We start from the raw sequence: 19057 nt of genomic DNA, 5'->3' as shown, positions 1-19057 counted from the left end.
CCGCTCGGCCGCGGCTACAGCTTGCGGCCGAGCGCGGCGACATAGCCGCGGTTATGGGTCGGGGTGAGCCAGACCTCGTTCATGGTCACATGCGGCGGCAGCGTCGCCACAGTGAGCAGCAGCTCGGCGCAATCGGCGGGCTGCAGCATCTGGTTCAGCTCCTCCTGGCTCAGCGGGTTCGGCCGCTTCTTCAGGATCTCGGTGTTCACCTCGCCCGGGCAGAAAGCGGTGGAGCGGATGCCGTTGACGCATTCCTCCATGTTGATGCTGTGGCTCATGGCGACGACGCCATGCTTCGCCGCCGAATAGCCGCCGCCGCTCATCACGCCCACATGCCGCCCGGCCATGGAAGCGGTATGGATCATCACCCCGCCGCCCTGGTGGCGCATCATCGGCAGCACCGCCCGCGCCACATAGAAGGCCGAGGAGAGGTTGCCCTGGATCAGCTCGTCGATCCCCTCCGGCGTCAGCTTGCTCCAGCTCCGCTCCACCACATTGAGCCCCGCATTGCTGACCAACACATCGAGCCGCCCGAATTCCTGCCCGATCCCGTCGGCGACCTTCTGCACCTCCGCTGGCTTCATCAGGTCCGCCGGCCGCACATGCGCGGTGCCGCCCGCCTCGCGGATGCGCGCTGCCACCGCCTCCAGCTTCTCCGCGCGGCGCCCGGTGATGACCGTCACGGCCCCTTCTGCGGCGAAGCGCTCCGCCACCGCCTCGCCGATGCCGCTGCCCGCGCCGGTCACCCAGGCGATCTTCCCTGTCAGCTTACCCATCGCACCCTCCCTCGATACAGGCAGGCTAACCCCGCCGCGCCGTCTTGTGGAGCCGCCGCCGCCATGCTTCGCTTCGCCCGAGGGATGAGGAAACGGAGGACGCGATGAAGATCGCCCGGGTCGAGACGCTGCGCGCGGATGCCGGCTGGCGCCTGTTCTCCTTCCTCAAAGTCACGACGGATGACGGCCTGGTCGGCTGGTCCGAGTACAACGAGAGCTTCGGCAGCACCGGCCTCTCCGCCGTCATCGAGGGCCTCTCGCCCCTCATCATCGGTAGCGACCCGACCCGCTGGGAGGAGGTGACGGCCTGGCTCCACGTCATGACCCGCCAGTCCCGCGGCGGCCTTAACCAGCAGGCCATCGCCGCCATCGAGAACGCCCTGCTCGACATCGCCGCGCGCGCGCGGGGCATCTCCGTCGCCGCGCTCTTCGGCGGACCGATCCGGGAGCGCATCCCCGTCTACTGGTCGCATTTCGGCAGCTACCGCGTGCGCAACGCCAGGCATATGGGCGTCCCCCCATTGACCGATTACGAGGAGGTTGCCCGCCACGCCGCCGAGGTGAAGGCGATGGGCTTCCGCGGCCTCAAGACCAACATCCTGATCCCTGGGCCCGATGGGCTGCTCTACCAGTACTCCCCCGGCTTCGGCCGCCATGCCGGCTGGCCCGAGCTGAACTGGGACAACCGGACGCTGGCCCAGCTCAAGCATCATCTCCGCACCATCCGCGACGCCGTCGGCCCGGAGATGGGCATCCATCTCGACACGAACTTCCACTTCCGCACCGAGGGCTTCCAGCGCGTCGCCGAAGCGGTCGCCGAATTCGACCTCACCTGGCTCGAGATCGACAGCCATGACGCGGCGGCGCTGGCGACGATCAAGCGCATGGCCCCCTGCCCCATCGCCTCCTGCGAGACGCTGCACGGCCGGCGCGAATTCCGTCCCTTCCTCGAGCACTACGCCATGGATGTCGGCATCGTCGACGTCATCTGGAATGGGCTGGCGGAGTCGATGAAGATCGCCGCGATGTGCGACGTCTATGAGGTCAACTGCGCGCCGCACAACTTCTACGGCAACCTGTGCAGCATGATCAGCGCCACCTTCAGCGCCTGCATCCCCAATCTGCGCGTCATGGAGATCGACATCGACAGCGTCTCCTGGCGCGACGAGTTCACGCCGCCGCCGGTGATCGAGAATGGCGAGCTGGTGATGCCGACGGGCCCCGGCTGGGGCGTCGAGGTGAACGAGGCCGCCATCCGCGCGCGGCCGTCGAAGTAAGAGGAGCGAGGAATGGCCAAGCACAAGATCGTAACACCCGCCGGTGCCAGCTTCACCGTCGCCGGCGGCGGCTATGCGCTGGAGAGCGAAGCCTTGGACGGCCTCGACGCCGAGATCGTCGAAGCCCCCACCGACACCGCCGGCTTCACCGCCGCCGCCAAGGATGCCGACGCCATCTACGCCAAGGGCATCCCCATCACCAAGGAGATCATCGACGCGCTGCAGAACTGCAAGGTCATCAGCCTCGGCAGCGTCGGCGTCGACAGCGTCGACGTGAAGGCGGCGACGGAGCGCGGCATCCCGGTCACCAACATCCCCGACACCTTCATCGAGGAAGTCGCCGACCATGCGATGACCCTGCTGCTGGCCGGCTTCCGCCGCCTGATCGAGCAGGACAAGATGGTGCGCGACGGCCGCTGGAAGGAAGGCCGCCCGGCGCTCCTCAAGATTCCCCGCCTGATGGGCCAGACCCTCGGCTTCATCTCCTTCGGCCGCGTCGCCCGCGCCGTCGCCCGCCGCGCCGCGCCCTTCGGCCTGCGGATGATGGCCTACGACCCCTTCGTCGAGGAGATGCAGATCTCCGAATACGGCGTCCAGCCTGCGACCCTCACCGAGGTCCTCAGCCAGTCCGACTTCGTCAGCATGCACGCCCCGGCGCGGCCCGAGGTGCATCACATGCTGAAGGAGCAGCATTTCCGACTGATGAAGCCCTCCGCGATCTTCATCAACACCGGCCGCGGCCCGACCGTGCAGGAGGAAGCGCTGATCAAGGCGCTGCAGGAAGGCTGGATCGCCCATGCCGCCCTCGACGTGCTCGAGGTCGAGCCTCCCTCGCACAACAACCCGCTGCTGCGCATGGAGAACGTGACGCTGACCGCGCATGTCGCCAGCGCCAGCGCCCGGTTCGACGAGGCCCGCAAGCGCCGCGTCGGCAGCGAGTTGGCCCTCGTCCTTCAGGGCAAGTGGCCGATGAGTTGTGTCAACCCGTCGGTGCTCCAGAATACTCAGCTTCGCCGCTGGCAGCCCATCGGCATGGGCCGCGGCCCGAACAGCTAGGAAAGACAGAGCCATGACCACCCAATATGCCGTCGTCACCGGCGCCGGCTCCGGCGTCGGCCGCGCGGCGGCGCTCGCCCTGCTCGGCGGCGGCTGGACCGTCGCCCTCGCCGGCCGCCGCCGCGATGCGCTGGAGGAGACCGTCGGCATGGCCGGCGACGCCGCCTCGCGCGCCATTCCCGTCCCCACCGATGTCGGCGACCCGCAATCGGTCAACGCCCTTTTCGACAAGCTGAAGTCGGAGTGGGGCCGGCTCGACTTCCTCTTCAACAATGCCGGCGGCAACGTCCCCGCCGGCCCGATCGAGGACCTCGCCTATGAGGACTGGGCGCGGGTCGTCCAGGTGAACCTGACGGGCAGCTTCCTCTGCGCCCAGGACGCCTTCCGCATCATGAAGCAGCAGTCGCCGCAGGGCGGCCGCATCGTCAACAACGGCAGCATCAGCGCCCATGTGCCGCGGCCGGAGAGCGTCGCCTACACCTCGACCAAACACGCCATCACCGGTCTCACCAAGACGCTGGCGCTGGACGGCCGCGCCTTCGACATCGTCAGCGGCCAGATCGACATCGGCAATGCCGCGACGCCGATGACCGCCCGCATGGCCCGCGGCGTGAAGCAGCCCAATGGCGAGATGAAGGTGGAGCCCACCTTCGACGTCGCCCATGTCGGCAGCACGATCCTGATGATGGCGAATCTGCCGCTGGATGCGAACATCCAGTTCGTCACCATCGCCGCGTCCAAGATGCCCTGGATCGCCCGCGGCTGACCCTCAGGCTGGCCGTGCCGGCTCGATCATGCCGAGCATGGCCAGCAGCGCTGCCCGCTGCACCGGCTTGCCGAGATACTCGTCCATCCCGGCATCCCGGCATTGCTGCTCAAAAACGGGACCCACGGCCGCCGTCAGCCCGATGATCTTGGTCCGCCGGTTGGGCCCGGTGCTGCGGCGAATCTGCCGCGTCGCCTCCAGCCCATCCATCACCGGCATCTGCAGGTCCATCAGGATCGCGTCGAACAGTTCGCGCCGCGCCGCCGCCACCGCCTCGGCCCCGTCCGGCGCCACCTCCACCTCGCAGCCGGCGCGCTGCAGGATGGTCCGCATGACGAGCTGGTTGGTGGCGCTGTCCTCCACCAACAGCACCTTGAGCCCCAGCGCCTCCGCCGCTGCGGGCGCCGCCGCCGGCTTCGCCGCCTCGGCCCCGCCCAGCGCCTGCGTCATCGCCTCGCGGAAGCGCGTCGGCAGGGCCGGCTTCAGCAGCACCGCATCCACCAGCTCGGCCGTCGGCGGTTCGCGCAGCGCCTCGCCCGCGCTGGCGCAGAGGATGATGGCCACCCGCCCCTGGCCCGCCGCGGCCCGGATGCGCCGCGCCAGCTCCTGCCCCTCCTCGCCCGGCAGATCGGCATCCACCACCACGGCGGCGAAGGGCCGCCCCGCCGCCGCGCCATCCGCCAGTGCGGCAAGCGCCGCCTCCCCCGACTCCACCGCCGCCGATTCGGCGCCGAGTACCATCAACTGCCGCGTCAGGATTTCGCGGTTGAGCGGCAGGTCATCCACCACCAGCACCCGCTTGCCGGCGAGCGGCCGCGACTCCCGCGCCTCGGTGGCCTCCGGCGCCATCCCCACCAGCAGGTCGAAGCGGAAGACGCTGCCCCCGCCCGGCCGCTGCGCCGCGCCGATGCTGCCCCCCATCCCCTCCACCAGCTTGCGGCATATGGCGAGGCCGAGCCCCGTCCCGTCGTATTTCCGGCTGATCGAGGCATCCGCCTGGGTGAAGCGCTCGAAGAGCAGCGGGATCTTCTCCGAGTCGAGCCCGATCCCGGTATCGCTGACCCGGCAGGAGAGCCGCCACCCCTCCTCCTCCCGCTCGGCCGAGAGCCCCAGCTCGATCCAGCCAGATTCGGTGAATTTCACCGCATTGCCGACCAGGTTGAACAGCAGTTGGCGGAACCGGCCGGGGTCCCCCACCACCCGTGCCGGCATGCTGGGCGAGAGCGAGCAGACCAGCTCCACCCCCTTCGCCGCCGCCTTCGGGGCGAAGAGCTCGACGATGGTGGACAGCTCTGCCTCGATGCCGAAGGGCACCTCCTCGCGCTCCATCATCCCCGCCTCGAGCTTCGAGAAGTCGAGGATGTCGTTCAGCACCATCAGCAGGTGCTCGGCCGAGCCTTGAATGGTCTGCGCATAGCGCCGCTGCACCGGGTCCATCTCGGTGTCGAGCAGCAGGCCGGCCATGCCGATGACGCCATTCATCGGCGTGCGGATCTCATGGCTCATGGCGGCGAGGAAGTCCTCCTTCGCCCGGCTTGCGGCGACGGCCTCCTGCTCGCTCCGCGCCAGACGGCTGCCCTGCCGCTGCAGCTTCTCCGCCAGCCGCACCATCATCCAGAGCGCCGCCAAGGTGGCGATCGCCGCCGCCCCGACACCGCCCCCGAGCACCAGCCCCAGCTGCCGCAGCGCCGCGAAGGCATCCGAGCGCGCCCGCGCCACCTCGACGACGAAGCTGCCCTGTCGCGTCACCGCGAAGCTGGCGATCACCGGCACGCCGTCTTGGTCGAGCCCCTGGAAAGTGCCGATCTCCCGCCGCGGCAGGAAGTCGCGGAACAGCCAGGCGCTGGAATGCAGCTGCCCGACGCCGCGCGTGCTGCCGTCCGAGCGCGTCAGCAGCTGACCATTCGTCGAATGCAGCCGCACCGTGACGCCGAAGGCCTCCGCATAGCGCCGCGAGACGCCGTTGAAGTAGTCAGGGTTCAGCAGCGCGACCGCCGCCCCCTCGAACTCCCCACGCGGCGAGCGCAGCGCCCGGGCGAGCGGGATGGTCCAGAGCCGGCTCTCGAGGATCGCCGCGCTGCCGGTGCCGAGGTACCGCCCCGCCTCCGGCGCCCCGAGCCGGATCGGCTGCCCGCCGAAGCGCAGCACGCGGAACCACTCCCGCTCACCGACCGTCAGTTCGCGCAGCTGATCGACCGTCGCCTGCGTCACCCGCCCTGTCGCATCGGTCACCACCAGGGCGCGGATCTGCGCCAGGTCGCGCAGCCGGTTCGCCATGGTCTCGGCGAAGGCCGTCGGGCTCGGCTCGCGCGGGCTCTCCGCCAAGTCGTTGAGGATCAGCTCCACCGTCTGCGTCGCCCGGGTGAGCTGGTCGGAGAGTGCGGCGGCGACGCTCTGGGTCAGCTTCTCCGCCTGGGCCAGCGCATCCTGCTGGCCGCGCTGGAGGACGATGCCGTAGATGAGCACCAGGCAGGCGGCGACCAGGGCCACCGCCGCGCCGAACAGCAACCAGGGCCGCGGTTCCGCCGGCTTGGGCGCACCAAGTCGAAGGAACCGACGGATGAGAGCGTTCAATTTCCGAAAAGGATGCCTTGCCGCATCGTTTATTGCATCATTGATATCGTTTTTCGAGATGAATGCGGCCCTGGGCCAGGCACCGAACCGCCCTGGCGCCTCACCCGCCGCCCGGCCGCCCGCTACGGCCCATTCCCGCCCCCCGGCCGAGCCGCCCGACCGACTCGCCCTGATCCGCAGCCGGGGCGAGCTCGGCATCTGCATCTGGCCGGACTACTTCGCCATCAGCTACCGCAACCCGCGCAACAGCGAGCTGGAAGGGCTCGACATCGACATGGCCCGCGCGCTCGCCAACCGCCTGTTGGTTCAGCCGCGCTTCGTCGAGACCAATTTCGCCGAGTTCATGGACAGGCTCGAGGCCGGCACCTGCGACATAGCCATGATGGGCGTCGGCATCTCGGCCGCCCGCCAGCAGCGCGTCGCCTTCTCCAAGCCCTACATGACCAGCGCCGTCTATGCGGTGACGACGCGGGAGAGCAACCGCATCACCCGATGGGAGGATATCGACACGGTCGGCACCGTGGTCGCCGTCGCCGGCGGCACGCTGATGGAGCCGCTGATGCGCCGCAGCCTGAAGGCGGCCGAGCTGCTGGTCGTCCGCCCGCCCCGTACCCGCGAGTCGGAACTCCAGGCCGGCCGCGCCGACGTCTTCATGAGCGACTTCGCCTATACCCGCCGCATGGTGACGATGCATGACTGGGCCCGGGTGATCGAACCGCCGGACCGCTTCGGCGAGGCGCTCTACGCCTATGCCGTGCCGCGCGGGGATGCGCCCTGGCTGGCCGAGGTGAATGGCTTCCTCACCGTCGCTAAAACCGACGGCACCCTGGCCCGCGCCGGTGCACGGCATGGGCTGAGCACAGCACTCGTCTATTGATCAGCCATTGTCCATGGCCTGGCCAAGCGCCGCCAGTGCCTCCGCCACCTCGCCCGGCAGTCGGCTGAGCGCGCCAAGCAGCCCGCTTGCATCCTGCCGCCGCGCCGCCGTCTCGACGGCCAGCAGGTCCTCGGCCAGCACGCCCAGGCCGAAATTGGCCGCAACGCCACGCAGGGCATGCGCCTCGGCCAGCAAGGTGCGGAAATCTCCCGATGCGGCCGCGGACTGGATGCGCGGGTGCCGCTCCCGCAATTCATCGGCGCACAGCCCCGCCAGGACAGGGCCATGACGGGCGGCAAGAAAGGCCGGATCATTCGACATGGCGGCGCGCTCCCGGCCGGGCTGAAAGCCGGCTGAAGAACTGCTCTGGCTTTGATCGAGCATCAGCGGTACCTCCAGCCAGAGAGTCCAGACCGGCCGAAGAATGGCGGAACCGGGCCCGGGTTCGCTTCAAAAGACCGAAGACGGTGGGATCATACCGTCCCGCGACGTCTCTGTAGGCCCTCAACACGTTAAGCGCGATTAAACACGAAAGCGCTACCACCGGCAAGTGTGACGTTATCGAAACAATCTTGTCTGCCGCCGATGGGCTTGCCCGCGACCGGGCCGGGTGCGATGTTCCCGCCGCCCCAACCCCCGCGGCGCCCTGGGCGCCCCATGCGGGAGACCATCGAGGACAGGCATGGCAAAGATCCAGGTAAAGACCCCCGTCGTCGAGCTCGACGGGGATGAGATGACCCGCATCATCTGGGGGTTCATCAAGGAGAAGCTCATCCTCCCCTACCTGGATGTGGACCTGAAGTATTACGACCTCGGCATCGAGTACCGCGACCAGACCGACGACCAGGTGACGGTCGACGCCGCCAACGCCATCAAGCAGTACGGCGTCGGCGTGAAATGCGCGACCATCACCCCGGACGAGGCGCGCGTCGCCGAATTCGGCCTGAAGAAGATGTGGAAGTCGCCGAACGGCACCATCCGCAACATCCTCGACGGCACCATCTTCCGCGAGCCGATCATCTGCTCCAACGTGCCGCGCCTGGTGCCGCACTGGTCGAAGCCGATCGTCGTCGGCCGCCATGCCTATGGCGACATCTACCGTTCGGTCGAGATGAAGGTGCCGAGCGCCGGCAAGGTGACGATGACCTTCACGCCCGAGGGCGGCCAGCCGCAGGAGATCGGCGAGTTCGTCATGCCGGCCACAGGCGGCGTCGCCATGATGATCCACAACCTCAACAAGTCGATCGAGGGCTTCGCCCGCGCCAGCTTCAACTACGGCCTGGCGCGCAACTACTCGGTCTACTTCAGCCACAAGAACACCATCCTCAAGGCCTATGACGGCAACTTCAAGGACATCTTCCGCGGCATCTACGACGCCGAGTTCAAGGCGGAGTTCGAGAAGCGCGGCCTGACCTACGAGGACCGACTGATCGACGACATGGTCGCCTCCGCCCTCAAGTGGGAAGGCGGCTATATCTGGGCCTGCAAGAACTACGACGGCGACGTGCAGTCCGACATCGTGGCGCAGGGCTTCGGCTCGCTCGGCCTGATGACCTCCGTGCTGCTCTCGCCTGACGGCAACACCGTCGAGTCGGAGGCCGCCCACGGCACCGTCACTCGCCACTACCGCGAGCACCAGAAGGGCCGCGAGACCAGCACCAACCCGATCGCCTCGATCTTCGCTTGGACGCGCGGCCTCGCCTATCGCGGCAAGTTCGACAACACCCCGGACGTGACGGCCTTCGCCGAGACGCTGGAGAAGGTCTGCATCCAGACCGTCGAGAGCGGCTCGATGACGAAGGATCTCGCCATCCTCATCGGCAAGGACCAGCCCTGGCTCAACACCCAGGCCTTCCTTGCCAAGATCGACGAGAACCTGAAGAAGGCGATGGGCTGATCCCAGGCCTTTCCACGGACAGGGGGCGGGCCCGCAACGGCTCGCCCTTTTCTTGCGCTATACCAGCCGCATGCATTCCCTGACTCCGCTCGACTGGCTGGCGCTGGCCGCCTTTATCGTCTGTTGGGCCATCTATTCCACGCTGGTGGACCGTCACCCGGCACTGCGCCGGCGCAGCGTCATCGCGGCGATGGACGAGCACCGCCGGCGCTGGATGCGCACCATGGTGACGCGGGACAACCGCATCATGGACACGAACATCGTCGGCAACCTGATGAACAGCACCAGCTTCCTCGCCAATACCGCCATCTTCATCCTGGGCGGCCTCGTGGCGATGCTGGGCAGCCCTGAGCTCGGCGCCCGGGTCTTCGGTGCCCTCCCCTTCGCCACCGCGCCCGACCCGGCGGCCTGGGAGATGAAGATCGCGCTGCTGCTGCTGATCTTCGTGCGCGCCTTCTTCGAGCTGACCTGGGCGCTGCGGCAGTTCAATTACTGCTCGATCGTCATGGGCGGCATCTCGCAAGACCCGCAGGACCCCGAAGGGCTGCACCATGCCGAGATTGCCGCCAAGGTCGCCAACCGCGCCGCTGGGCACTTCAACAGCGGCTTGCGCGCCTACTATTTCGGCCTGGCGGCACTCGCCTGGATTCTCCACCCGCTGGCCCTGATCCTGGCCAGCCTCCTGGTGATGCGCGAACTCTACCGCCGCGAATTCCGCTCCGTCGTCCGCGAAGCCCTGCGCAGCTAAACTGGAGGGCTCCAAGGGGTTGAACCTACAGGTTCAACCGGCTCTTGGCGGGTGGAGCTTGAGGAGGGCAGCACCCTCCTCAACCCTTCAGCGCCGCCCTGACAGCCTCCAACGCCGCATCAGCCAGGGCCGCATCCGGCCCCCCCGCCTGCGCCATCTCCGGCCGCCCACCTCCACCCTTGCCGCCCGCCGCCGCGCTCGCCGCGCGCACCAGGGCGACCGCATCCGCCTTGCCCCGCGCCGCTTCGCCGAGCCCGACGACGATGCTCGCCTTGCCCTCCGCGGTGGAGACCAGCGCCGCCACATCCGCCGTGCCGCCCTTGAGGATGGCCTCCGCCACGCCCTTCAGGTCGCGCGCCGGGATGTCGCCGAGGTTACGCAGCGCGACGCGCAGCCCGCCGATCGTCTCAGCCTCCGCCGCCGCGCCGCCCGTCGCCAGCTTCTTCCGCAGCTCGCTGACCTCGCGCTCCAGCCGCCGCCGTTCCTCGACCAGGGCGGCGACCCGCGCCGGCACCTCGGCCGGCGCCACGCGCAGCGCCAGCGCCGCCTCGGCAAGCTGTCGCGCTTGGTCCTCGACCAGCGCCAGTGCCGCCTCGCCCGTCACGGCCTCGACCCGCCGCACGCCCGCCGAGACTGCCCCCTCGGAGACGATCTTGAACAGCCCGATATCCCCCGTCCGCCGCACATGCGTGCCGCCGCAGAGCTCGAGCGAATAGACGCCCTGCTTCTCAACGGCCGCCGGATCATGCGCCATGCCGACGACCCGCACCTCGTCCCCATACTTCTCGCCGAACAGCGCCATGGCCCCGACGCCGACTGCCTGCTCCGGCGTCATCAGCCGCGTGGTGACCTCGGCATTCTCGCGGATGCGGGCATTCACTTCCGTCTCGGCCCAAGCGATGTCCTCCGGCGTCATCGGCGTCGGCTGCGAGACGTCGAAGCGCAGCCGGTCCGGCGCATTCAGCGAGCCCTTCTGCGCCACATGGCTGCCGAGCCGCCGCCGCAGCGCCTCATGCAGCAGATGCGTCGCACTGTGATGCGCGCGGATCGCGCCCCGCCGCGCATGATCCACCTCGGCCAGCACGGCCAGCCCCGGCTTCGCCTCGCCATGCGCGACGGTGCCGTAATGCACGAAGAGGTCGCCAAGCTTCTTCTGCGTATCCCGCACCACGATCCGGCAGGCCTCGCCCGCCGAGATCAGCCCGGCATCGCCCACCTGCCCGCCACTCTCGGCATAGAAGGGCGTCTGGTTCAGCACCACGGCGACCTCCGTCCCCAGCCCGGCGCTCTCGACGACCTTGCCATCCGCGATGACGGCGAGAATCTCGCCCTCGGCGGATTCCGTGCTGTAGCCGAGGAACTCGCTGGCCCCGACCCGCTCCTTGATGTCGAACCAGACGGCATCCGTCGCCGCCTCGCCGCTGCCGGCCCAGGCCGCCCGCGCCCGCCGGCGCTGCTCCGCCATCGCCGCCTCGAAGCCCGCGACATCGACGCCGCGCCCTTCGGCCCGCAGCGCATCCTGCGTAAGGTCCAGCGGAAAGCCGTAAGTGTCATACAGCCGGAACGCCACCTCGCCCGGCAGCACGCCGCCCTCGCCGAGCTTTCCGCTCTCTTCCGCCAGCAGGCCGAGCCCGCGCTCCAGCAGGCTGCGGAAGCGCGTCTCCTCCAGCTTGAAGGTCTCGGTGACCAGCGCCTCCGCCCGCACGATCTCCGGATAGGCCGCGCCCATCTGCCGGATCAGCGCCGGCACGAGCTGGTTCAGCAGCGGCTCGCGCGAGCCCATCATATGCGCATGCCGCATCGCCCGCCGCAGGATGCGCCGCAGCACATAGCCCCGCCCCTCGTTCGAGGGCATGACGCCATCCGCCATCAGGAAGGTGCCGGCCCGCAGATGGTCGGCCACCACGCGGTGGCTCGTCTTCCACTTGCCGTCCGGGTCCGTGCCCGTGGCCTCCGCCGAGGCGAGGATCAGCGCCCTGAGCGTATCTGTATCGTAGTTGTCGTGCTTGCCCTGCAGGATGGCGGCGAAGCGCTCCAACCCCATGCCGGTGTCGATCGAGGGCCGCGGCAGCGGCACGCGGGTGCCAGGCGGCCCCTCCTCGAACTGCATGAAGACTAGGTTCCAGATCTCGATGAACCGGTCGCCATCCTCCCCCGGACTGCCCGGCGGCCCGCCCGGGATATGCTCGCCATGGTCGTAGAAGATCTCGGAGCAGGGCCCGCAAGGCCCGGTATCCCCCATGCGCCAGAAATTATCGCTAGTCGGGATGCGGATGATCCGGCTGTCCGGCAGCCCGGCGATCTTCTTCCAATAGACCGGCGCCTCCTCGTCCTCCGAGAAGACGGTGACGAGCAGCTTCTCCTTCGGCAGGCCGAAATCCCGGGTCAGCAGATCCCAGGCATGGCCGATCGCCTGTTCCTTGAAATAGTCGCCGAAGGAGAAATTCCCTAGCATCTCGAAGAAGGTATGATGCCGCGCCGTATAGCCGACATTGTCCAGGTCATTGTGCTTGCCGCCGGCGCGGACACACTTCTGCGCCGTCGTCGCCCGGCTGTAGGGCCGCTTCTCCTGCCCGGTGAAGACATTCTTGAACTGCACCATGCCGCTATTGGCGAACATGAGCGTCGGGTCGTTCCGCGGCACCAGCGGAGAGCTTTCGACCACCTGATGCCCGTTGCGGGCAAAATAACCGAGGAAGGTCGCGCGGATATCGTTGCTGCTGGTCATCGCCGGTGCCGGTCCTGTCTTCCGCCCCGCCGCATCCCGGCCGCGGGGCCCCGAGCCTCCTACCGCGCAGGGCAGGAGGCGTCGAGAGGCGCCGGCTTACTCGGCCGGCGCCGCCTCGTCCTCGCTCTCGGTCGACTCGCTCTCGCCCGTCAGCATGGCATTGGCGACGATGCCCGCCTGGCCCCGCACCTTGGCCTCGATGGAGGCGCCCATGGCCGGGTTGTCGCGGAGGAACTGCTTGGCGTTCTCCCGCCCCTGACCGATGCGCTGGCCCTCGGCGCTGAACCAAGCGCCCGACTTCTCGACGACGCCGGCCTTCACGCCGAGATCGACCAGCTCGCCGACCTTGGAGATGCCCTCGCCATACATGATGTCGAACTCGACCTGCCGGAACGGCGGCGCCATCTTGTTCTTCACCACCTTCACTCGGGTCTGGTTGCCGACCACGCTCTCCCGGTCCTTGATGGCGCCGATGCGGCGGATTTCCATGCGGATCGATGCATAAAACTTCAGCGCGTTGCCGCCCGTCGTCGTCTCCGGGTTGCCGAACATGACGCCGATCTTGAGCCGGATCTGGTTCAGGAAGATCAGCAGGCAGTTCGAGCGGGAGACGGTGCCCGTCAGCTTGCGCAGCGCCTGCGACATCAGCCGGGCATGCAGGCCGACATGGCTATCGCCCATCTCGCCCTCGAGCTCGGCCCGTGGCACCAGCGCGGCGACGCTATCGACCACCAGCACGTCGATCGCGCCGGAGCGCACCAGCGTGTCGCAGATCTCGAGCGCCTGCTCGCCAGCATCGGGCTGGCTGATCAGCAGGCCGTCCACATCGACGCCGAGCTTCTTCGCATAGCCCGGGTCGAGCGCATGCTCGGCATCGATGAAGGCGCAGGTACCGCCCTTCTTCTGCGCCTCGGCGATCATGTGCAGCGCCAGCGTGGTCTTGCCCGAGCTTTCCGGGCCATAGATCTCAATGATGCGGCCCTTCGGCACGCCGCCGATGCCGAGCGCGATATCGAGGCCGAGCGAGCCGGTCGAGATCACCTCGATGTCGCCGTCCCGCTCCTGGCGCGCGCCCATCCGCATGATCGAGCCTTTGCCGAAGGCCCGTTCGATCTGGCTGAGTGCGGCGTCGAGCGCCTTTCCCTTGTCCATTCTGGCTAACCCCGTCCTGCCCCGTTCACCCGCCCACTCTACATGCAAAAGAGCCAAGAATGTAACGGTATCGAAACTAATGCCGTCGCTCCGCGATGGCGTCTCCAGAGTATGGCCCTGACACCACCGGAAAACAAGAACATTTAGAAAACACCGTCACGCCGTGACAGGCTCCCGCCGCGCGCCCGCCAGGGCCGCCATCAGCTCCGCCGGCGTATAGGGCTTGGCCAGAAGCTGGAAGCCCTCCGCAGCCAGTTCCTCCCGCAGCCCGGGATAGCCCGAGGTCAGCACCACCGGCAGCCCCGGCCAGCGGCCGCGCAGCCGCCGCGCCAGTTCCCGCCCATCCATCCCCGGCAGGGCGATGTCACTCACCAGCATCGCCGGCACCGGCGCCCGCTCGAGCAGGTGGAGCGCCGCCTCGGCACTCTCGGCGAGCAGGAGCGCATGCCCGGCCCGGCCCAAAACCCGCTCCGCCAGCCGCCGCAGCACCGCCTCGTCCTCCACCACCAGCACCGGGCCCTGCACTATTGCCGCCACGCCCGTCGCCTCCGCCTCGAAGCAAGGCATATGGATGCGGAAGCAGGAGCCCCAATCCGGCTCGCTCTCCACCACGATCCGCCCGCCGGCGCCGGCGACAATATCGCGAACCGTCGCCAAGCCGAGCCCGGTGCCCCCTTCCAGCGCCCGCGTCGTGAAGAAGGGCTCAAACAGCCGCGGCATCGCCTCCGGCGGAATGCCGCAGCCGGTATCCCGCACCTCCAGCACCGCCTCATTCGCCACCAGCCGCGTGGCGATACCGAGCCTTCCCCCGTCCGGCATCGCCTGCCCTGCATTCGCCGCCAGGTTCAGCAGCAGCTGATCGAGCTCCACCGCCCCCAGCCGCACCTTCGCCCCCGGCGCATCCAGGGCCAGCTCCAGCCGTACCCCCGTCCGCAGCAAGCGCCGCAGCATCGGCACGAGATCCTCGATGGCTGCATCGAGCCTCAGCAGGCCAGGCGCCGCCTCGCCCGGCCGGACGAAGGCCAGAAGCTGGCCGATCAGCGCCGAGCCCCGCCGCGCTGCATCCTCGATTCCCAGCAGCTCCGCTAGGGCCGCTGGCGCCAACCCTTCGGCGCGCATCGCATCCGCACTGCCCCGTATGGCCGCCAGCAGGTTGTTCATATCATGCACGACCCCGCCGGTAAGCCGCCCAAGCAGTTCCAGTCGCCCGGCCTCCGCGAGCCGCGCCTCGGCTCGCCGCTCCGTGCGACGGTCGACGATCCGCAGCAGCATCTCCCCCTCCGGCAGCGGCTCGACCGTGATCTGCCATTCCGCATCGCTATCCCCGGCCGGCGCGGCCCGCAGAGCGGCCTCACCCACCCCCACCAGAAGCGCCGCCAGAGCCGGCCGGTCCGCCGCCGCCAGCAGCCCGGTCGCCGGCCGCCCCAGCCTGAGCCCCTCCCCCGCCATGCGCCTGAGCGCCGGATTGGCGTCGATAACCGAGCCCGCCGGATCGAGCAGCGCCACCCCCTCCGGCGCCGCGGCGAAAAGGGTCCGGAATGCTGCCCGCAACGCCACCCGCGGTTCAGCCATGACGCTGGCCCTGCAGGCGCCAGACATAGGCGATGATCTCCGCGACCGCCTGCCAATGCTCAGCTGGGATTTCGCTGTCCACGTCCAGCCGCCAGATGGCCCGGGCGAGCGGCGGATTCTCGACGATCGGCACGCCGTGCTCGGTCGCCGTGGCCCGGATTCGCGCCGCCATGGCATCCACCCCTTTCGCCACCAGCTTCGGCGCCGAGGCCTGCCCTGGCGCATAAGACAGGGCGACAGCGTAATGAGTTGGGTTCGTTACGAAAACCGTTGCTTTCGGCACTGCCGCCAGCATCCGCCGCCGCGCCCGCTGCTCCCGCAGCCGCCGCAGCCGGGCCTTGATGTATGGATCACCCTCGCTGTCCTTGTGCTCCTGCCGCAACTCCTCGCGGCTCATCCGCATACGCCGCAGATGGCGCCATCGCACCCAAAGCAGATCGAGCAGCGCAATCCCCCCGAAGGCGAAGAGCGCCGCCACCAGCAGCCGCAATCCCCCCCGCCCGGCCTCGCCCAGCAGCGTGGCCGCCGGCTGCTGCAAGGCCGCCTCCAACACCGGCAGGTCGACCGCATGCCAGAGCGCCGCCCCGACCAGCGCCAGCTTTAGCAGGGTCCGCGCCAGCTCCGCCAACCCGTCAGGCCCCAGCAGCCGCTTCAGCGCCGCCGCCGGATTGAGCCGACTCAGCTGCGGCGCCACGGCCTCGGCCCGGACCACGATCCCGGTTTGCGCCAGACTCGCCAGCATCCCCGCCAAGGCCACCAGCCCCAGCACGGGTAAGAGGACCAGCGCCGACTGCCGCAACAAGGCCGGCGCCAGCACCGCCCCTTCTCCTGGCATCTCCAATAAGGCCCGCATCAGCCGCAACCACTCGGTCCCGAGCGGAGGCAAGGCCAGGAACCCCGCCAGCGTCCCGGCCAGCAGGGTGGCGAAGCCGACCGCCTCCCGCGATACCGGCGACTGCCCCTCATCCCGCGCCCGATCGAGCCGCCGTTGCGTCGGGGCTTCTGTCCGGTCCTCGGCGGACGCCGACTCCCCCTCCGCCATCCCCTAGCCCGCCAAGGCGAGCGAGGTGCCGGCCGCGCCCAGCCAGGACGCCACCATCGCCGGCACCAACAGGCCGAGCAGCAACAGCCCCACCAGGATTTGCCCCGGCGCCGCCATGGTGAAGACCTGCACCTGGGGCGCCAGCCGTGCGAGCAGGCCCAGCGCGAAATTCCCGAGCATCGACGCCAGCACCAGCGGCGCAGCCAGGCGCAACGCCAGCGCCAGGCTCTCCGCTACCGCCTGCGCCACGGACTCCGCCCCCCGCCCAAGCGGCAAGGGCGCCCCCGGCGGCAATGCGGCATAGCTCTCCGCCAGAGCCCGCAACGGCAGCGAATACAGTCCCGTCGACAACACCAACACCGCCGCCATCAGGGAGAAGAGCCGCCCCGTCGCCGTGGACTGCGCACCGAGCATCGGATCCGTCTGCAAGGGGCTGGCGAGCCCGACCATGAGCCCCACCACCTGCCCCGCCTGGCCGAGCGCCAGCGCGACCAGCCGCGCCAGCATCCCGAGCCATATGCCGATCGCCGTCTCCGTCAGCATCAGCCGCAGTAGCTCCGGCAACTCCGCCGGCAGCGGCGGCAGCCCCGGCGCCAGTCCCGGCAGCAGCACCGCCACCAGGGCGAGCAACAGCGCCAGCCGGATGCTTGCCGGCACATCCTGTTCCCCAAGCCCCGGCAGCAGCAGCACCGCCCCACCGAGCCGCGCCACCAGCAGCACCGCCTGGAAGGCCAGCCCGGGCAGTGCCTCCAACATCACGGCTGCCCGCCGACGGCGATCATCCGGTCGAAGAGCGAGGCCGCATACCCTCGCATCGCCCCCGCCATGCCCGGACCAAGCAGCAGCAGGGCCAACACCAGCACCACCAGCTTCGGCAGAAAGGCCAGCGTCGCTTCCTGCACCTGCGTGAGCGCCTGGAAGATCGACACTGCCAACCCTACTGCCAGCATGGCCAGCAGCGGCGGACCAGACAGGTGCAGCGCCATCCACAGCGCCTCCCGTACTGCCAGCACAGACTGGTTCTCCATCCTCGCGCCTCCTGCGCCAGAGCAACCTTCGATGGCACGCCCGCACCGCCTCTTCCCATGCATGGCGCGGCCGAAAGCGGCCTAGATCGGCATCCGCATCACATCCTGATAGGCCGAGACCACCCGGTCCCGCAGCGCGACCGCCGTCTGCAAGGTGAGCTCCGCCCGAGACACCGCCATCACCACATCTGACACGCTGCCCTGACCGAGCATCGCCTGCGTGCTGGCCGCATCGGCGCTCCGTTCCATCTCGACCGCGCCCTCTACCGCCCGCTGCAAGGTGGCGCCGAAGCCGCCTTCGGCCGGCGCCTCCGCCGCCGCCAAACGGTAGGCCGCCGCGGCTTGGACCGGCGCAATCGCCCCCGGCATCAGCGCAGCGCCTCGATGGTCCGCGTCAGCATCCCACGCGTGGTCTCGAGCACGGCGAGATTGGCGCTGTAGCTCCGCTGCGCCTCGCGCATGTCCATCATTTCGACCAGGCCGTCGACATTCGGCCGCTTTACATAGCCCTGCGCATCGGCCGCCGGATGCGACGGGTCATGCACCTGCGGGAAGTCCCCCGGCGCCGTCCCGATCCGCCGCACCTGCACCATCTCCGTGCCCAGGCTGCGGTCCAGACGGTTGCCGAAGGTCACTGTTTTCCGCCGATACGGGTCCGCTCCGGCCGACTGCCCGGTGCTGTCCCGGTTGGCGATGTTTTCAGCGACCACCCGCAACCGCGTCGCCTGCGCCTGCATGCCGGCGGCGGAAAGCCGCAAGGCGCTGTCGAGATCCATGACCAGCCCTCCCCCTTATCTCACTGCGACCGGCCGAGCGCGGTCCGGAACAGCCCTATCCAGCGCCGGTAGAGCCCGGTCGCCAACGCATGCGCCGTTTCGGTATCGGCCACCTTCATCGCCTCACGGTCGAGCGAGACGGCATTACCATTCGGCGTCCTGTCCACCGCCGCCCGGTCCGGGCGCGCCCGAGCCGAACCGCCGCTGCCCGCAAGATGCGATCCACTCGTCCGCGTCAGGCTGAAAGCCCCGGCGAGGTTCTTGCTGAAGTCGCCAAGGTCGCGCGGCTGGTAGCCGGGCGTATCCGCATTGGCGATGTTCTGCGCCAGCACCCGCTGGCGCTCCTCGAGCCAGGCTATGCGGCGTTCTGCCAGGGCGATGGTCGGGCTGCGCGTCAGGTCCATGCCGCGATCCTGCCGATAATCCCCGAAGATTCCGTAAACCTCGGCTCTAAGCTTGAGTTTGCACATGCTGTGACGATCTCGTCATGATGCATGGATCCAGAAAAAGCCCTCGGCGGCGATAAAGGCGAGAGCGTCGTCGAGCGGCATGACCTCGCGGCCGAACGGGCCCGGGTTGCCCCAAGCCTCGCGGCGCCACCAGAGAACCTGAACTCTGTCACCCTGGCCGGTTAGGCGCAGCCGGGCGACAGGTCCGCCGGTGCGCTGGCTGTAGAGCGTGTAGCCCCTGTTGGCGCGCACCACCTCGATGCCACCGCGCCCGGCTGGCCAGGGGTAGGCCTCGATCCGGGCGCGCAGGTCATCTGGGGTGCTGGCCATGAGCCTTCC

The 19057-nt window shown here is 69.0% G+C and carries 19 protein-coding genes; 6 read left to right on the top strand and 13 right to left on the bottom strand.

Annotated features, from left to right (window positions below):
• Positions 1-14: 14 nt before the first annotated feature.
• Entirely contained in the window at positions 15-776 is a 762-nt protein-coding gene (locus EP26_RS15765) for an SDR family oxidoreductase (protein WP_043339813.1), read from the bottom strand.
• A 104-nt stretch (positions 777-880) separates the two neighbouring features.
• On the opposite strand from EP26_RS15765, the gene EP26_RS15760 reads away from it, so the two are divergent.
• Genes EP26_RS15760 through EP26_RS15750 form a run of 3 tightly spaced genes read left to right on the top strand, consistent with a single transcriptional unit; the run spans position 881 to position 3875 of the window.
• On the top strand, positions 881-2053 hold the full coding sequence (locus EP26_RS15760) for a mandelate racemase/muconate lactonizing enzyme family protein (RefSeq protein WP_043339812.1): 1173 nt from the start codon (positions 881-883) through the stop codon (positions 2051-2053).
• 12 nt (positions 2054-2065) lie between these two features.
• Positions 2066-3109, top strand: coding sequence for a C-terminal binding protein (locus tag EP26_RS15755; RefSeq protein ID WP_043339810.1), 1044 nt, complete (start codon positions 2066-2068; stop codon positions 3107-3109).
• Between the two features lie 13 nt (positions 3110-3122).
• Positions 3123-3875, top strand: coding sequence for an SDR family oxidoreductase (locus EP26_RS15750; protein WP_043339808.1), 753 nt, complete (start codon positions 3123-3125; stop codon positions 3873-3875).
• Positions 3876-3878: 3 nt separating this feature from the next.
• On the opposite strand, the gene EP26_RS32030 is transcribed toward EP26_RS15750, so the two are convergent.
• The gene (locus EP26_RS32030; protein ID WP_052389247.1) at positions 3879-6383 is read right to left on the bottom strand and encodes a hybrid sensor histidine kinase/response regulator; all 2505 of its coding nucleotides are present in this window, start codon (positions 6381-6383) and stop codon (positions 3879-3881) included.
• Between the two features lie 124 nt (positions 6384-6507).
• Here EP26_RS32030 and EP26_RS15740 point away from each other — a divergent pair, with 124 nt between their 5' ends.
• A complete protein-coding gene (locus EP26_RS15740) occupies positions 6508-7326 on the top strand; it encodes a substrate-binding periplasmic protein (protein WP_052389246.1) in 819 nt (272 codons plus the stop codon).
• Here EP26_RS15740 and EP26_RS15735 read toward each other — a convergent pair whose 3' ends face one another.
• Entirely contained in the window at positions 7327-7647 is a 321-nt protein-coding gene (locus tag EP26_RS15735; protein ID WP_169747413.1) for an Hpt domain-containing protein, read from the bottom strand.
• A gap of 361 nt (positions 7648-8008) precedes the next feature.
• On the opposite strand from EP26_RS15735, the gene EP26_RS15730 reads away from it, so the two are divergent.
• Positions 8009-9223, top strand: coding sequence for an NADP-dependent isocitrate dehydrogenase (locus EP26_RS15730; protein WP_043339805.1), 1215 nt, complete (start codon positions 8009-8011; stop codon positions 9221-9223).
• A gap of 70 nt (positions 9224-9293) precedes the next feature.
• On the top strand, positions 9294-9971 hold the full coding sequence (locus EP26_RS15725; protein ID WP_043339882.1) for a DUF599 domain-containing protein: 678 nt from the start codon (positions 9294-9296) through the stop codon (positions 9969-9971).
• 79 nt (positions 9972-10050) lie between these two features.
• Here the strand turns inward: EP26_RS15725 and alaS are convergent, their stop codons facing one another.
• From alaS to EP26_RS36260, 10 genes are all read right to left on the bottom strand, one after another.
• A complete protein-coding gene (alaS, locus tag EP26_RS15720) occupies positions 10051-12699 on the bottom strand; it encodes an alanine--tRNA ligase (RefSeq protein ID WP_043339803.1) in 2649 nt (882 codons plus the stop codon).
• Positions 12700-12795: 96 nt separating this feature from the next.
• Entirely contained in the window at positions 12796-13851 is a 1056-nt protein-coding gene (gene recA, locus EP26_RS15715) for a recombinase RecA (RefSeq protein ID WP_043339802.1), read from the bottom strand.
• A 156-nt stretch (positions 13852-14007) separates the two neighbouring features.
• The gene (locus EP26_RS15710) at positions 14008-15423 is read right to left on the bottom strand and encodes a hybrid sensor histidine kinase/response regulator (RefSeq protein ID WP_169747412.1); all 1416 of its coding nucleotides are present in this window, start codon (positions 15421-15423) and stop codon (positions 14008-14010) included.
• A complete protein-coding gene (locus EP26_RS15705) occupies positions 15416-16465 on the bottom strand; it encodes an EscU/YscU/HrcU family type III secretion system export apparatus switch protein (RefSeq protein ID WP_043339801.1) in 1050 nt (349 codons plus the stop codon). Before EP26_RS15705 ends, EP26_RS15710 begins: the two co-directional genes overlap by 8 nt.
• A gap of 3 nt (positions 16466-16468) precedes the next feature.
• Positions 16469-17221, bottom strand: coding sequence for a flagellar biosynthetic protein FliR (locus EP26_RS15700; RefSeq protein WP_043339800.1), 753 nt, complete (start codon positions 17219-17221; stop codon positions 16469-16471).
• Positions 17221-17493, bottom strand: a complete 273-nt coding sequence (gene fliQ, locus EP26_RS15695; RefSeq protein ID WP_043339799.1) for a flagellar biosynthesis protein FliQ — start codon at positions 17491-17493, stop codon at positions 17221-17223. Before fliQ ends, EP26_RS15700 begins: the two co-directional genes overlap by 1 nt.
• An 81-nt stretch (positions 17494-17574) precedes the next feature.
• Positions 17575-17862, bottom strand: a complete 288-nt coding sequence (locus tag EP26_RS15690; protein WP_043339798.1) for a flagellar hook-basal body complex protein FliE — start codon at positions 17860-17862, stop codon at positions 17575-17577.
• Positions 17862-18269 (bottom strand): flagellar basal body rod protein FlgC, encoded by a 408-nt coding sequence (gene flgC, locus EP26_RS15685; protein ID WP_043339796.1) that lies wholly within the window; start codon positions 18267-18269, stop codon positions 17862-17864. The genes EP26_RS15690 and flgC overlap by 1 nt, the downstream gene beginning before the upstream one ends.
• 20 nt (positions 18270-18289) lie before the next feature.
• Entirely contained in the window at positions 18290-18673 is a 384-nt protein-coding gene (locus EP26_RS15680) for a flagellar basal body protein (RefSeq protein WP_043339793.1), read from the bottom strand.
• Between the two features lie 81 nt (positions 18674-18754).
• The coding region (locus EP26_RS36260; protein WP_043339791.1) for a hypothetical protein at positions 18755-19057 on the bottom strand (303 nt) is incomplete at its 5' end.

It is taken from the genome of Belnapia moabensis DSM 16746, assembly GCF_000745835.1.
Taxonomy (GTDB): Bacteria; Pseudomonadota; Alphaproteobacteria; order Acetobacterales; family Acetobacteraceae; genus Belnapia; species Belnapia moabensis.
This window is presented reverse-complemented; position numbering and strand designations above follow the sequence as displayed.

Excerpts from the sequence above, each read along its gene's own strand:
- flgC (WP_043339796.1), bottom strand. The coding sequence starts at position 18,269 with ATGGATCTCGACAGCGCCTTGCGGCTTTCCGCCGCCGGCATGCAGGCG.
- recA (WP_043339802.1), bottom strand. The coding sequence starts at position 13,851 with ATGGACAAGGGAAAGGCGCTCGACGCCGCACTCAGCCAGATCGAACGG.
- EP26_RS15735 (WP_169747413.1), bottom strand. The coding sequence starts at position 7,647 with ATGTCGAATGATCCGGCCTTTCTTGCCGCCCGTCATGGCCCTGTCCTG.
- EP26_RS15765 (WP_043339813.1), bottom strand. The coding sequence starts at position 776 with ATGGGTAAGCTGACAGGGAAGATCGCCTGGGTGACCGGCGCGGGCAGC.
- EP26_RS15690 (WP_043339798.1), bottom strand. The coding sequence starts at position 17,862 with ATGCCGGGGGCGATTGCGCCGGTCCAAGCCGCGGCGGCCTACCGTTTG.
- EP26_RS15710 (WP_169747412.1), bottom strand. The coding sequence starts at position 15,423 with ATGGCTGAACCGCGGGTGGCGTTGCGGGCAGCATTCCGGACCCTTTTC.
- EP26_RS15740 (WP_052389246.1), top strand. The coding sequence starts at position 6,508 with ATGAATGCGGCCCTGGGCCAGGCACCGAACCGCCCTGGCGCCTCACCC.
- EP26_RS15705 (WP_043339801.1), bottom strand. The coding sequence starts at position 16,465 with ATGGCGGAGGGGGAGTCGGCGTCCGCCGAGGACCGGACAGAAGCCCCG.
- EP26_RS15700 (WP_043339800.1), bottom strand. The coding sequence starts at position 17,221 with ATGTTGGAGGCACTGCCCGGGCTGGCCTTCCAGGCGGTGCTGCTGGTG.
- fliQ (WP_043339799.1), bottom strand. The coding sequence starts at position 17,493 with ATGGAGAACCAGTCTGTGCTGGCAGTACGGGAGGCGCTGTGGATGGCG.
- alaS (WP_043339803.1), bottom strand. The coding sequence starts at position 12,699 with ATGACCAGCAGCAACGATATCCGCGCGACCTTCCTCGGTTATTTTGCC.
- EP26_RS15750 (WP_043339808.1), top strand. The coding sequence starts at position 3,123 with ATGACCACCCAATATGCCGTCGTCACCGGCGCCGGCTCCGGCGTCGGC.
- EP26_RS15755 (WP_043339810.1), top strand. The coding sequence starts at position 2,066 with ATGGCCAAGCACAAGATCGTAACACCCGCCGGTGCCAGCTTCACCGTC.
- EP26_RS15730 (WP_043339805.1), top strand. The coding sequence starts at position 8,009 with ATGGCAAAGATCCAGGTAAAGACCCCCGTCGTCGAGCTCGACGGGGAT.
- EP26_RS15680 (WP_043339793.1), bottom strand. The coding sequence starts at position 18,673 with ATGGACCTGACGCGCAGCCCGACCATCGCCCTGGCAGAACGCCGCATA.
- EP26_RS15725 (WP_043339882.1), top strand. The coding sequence starts at position 9,294 with ATGCATTCCCTGACTCCGCTCGACTGGCTGGCGCTGGCCGCCTTTATC.
- EP26_RS15760 (WP_043339812.1), top strand. The coding sequence starts at position 881 with ATGAAGATCGCCCGGGTCGAGACGCTGCGCGCGGATGCCGGCTGGCGC.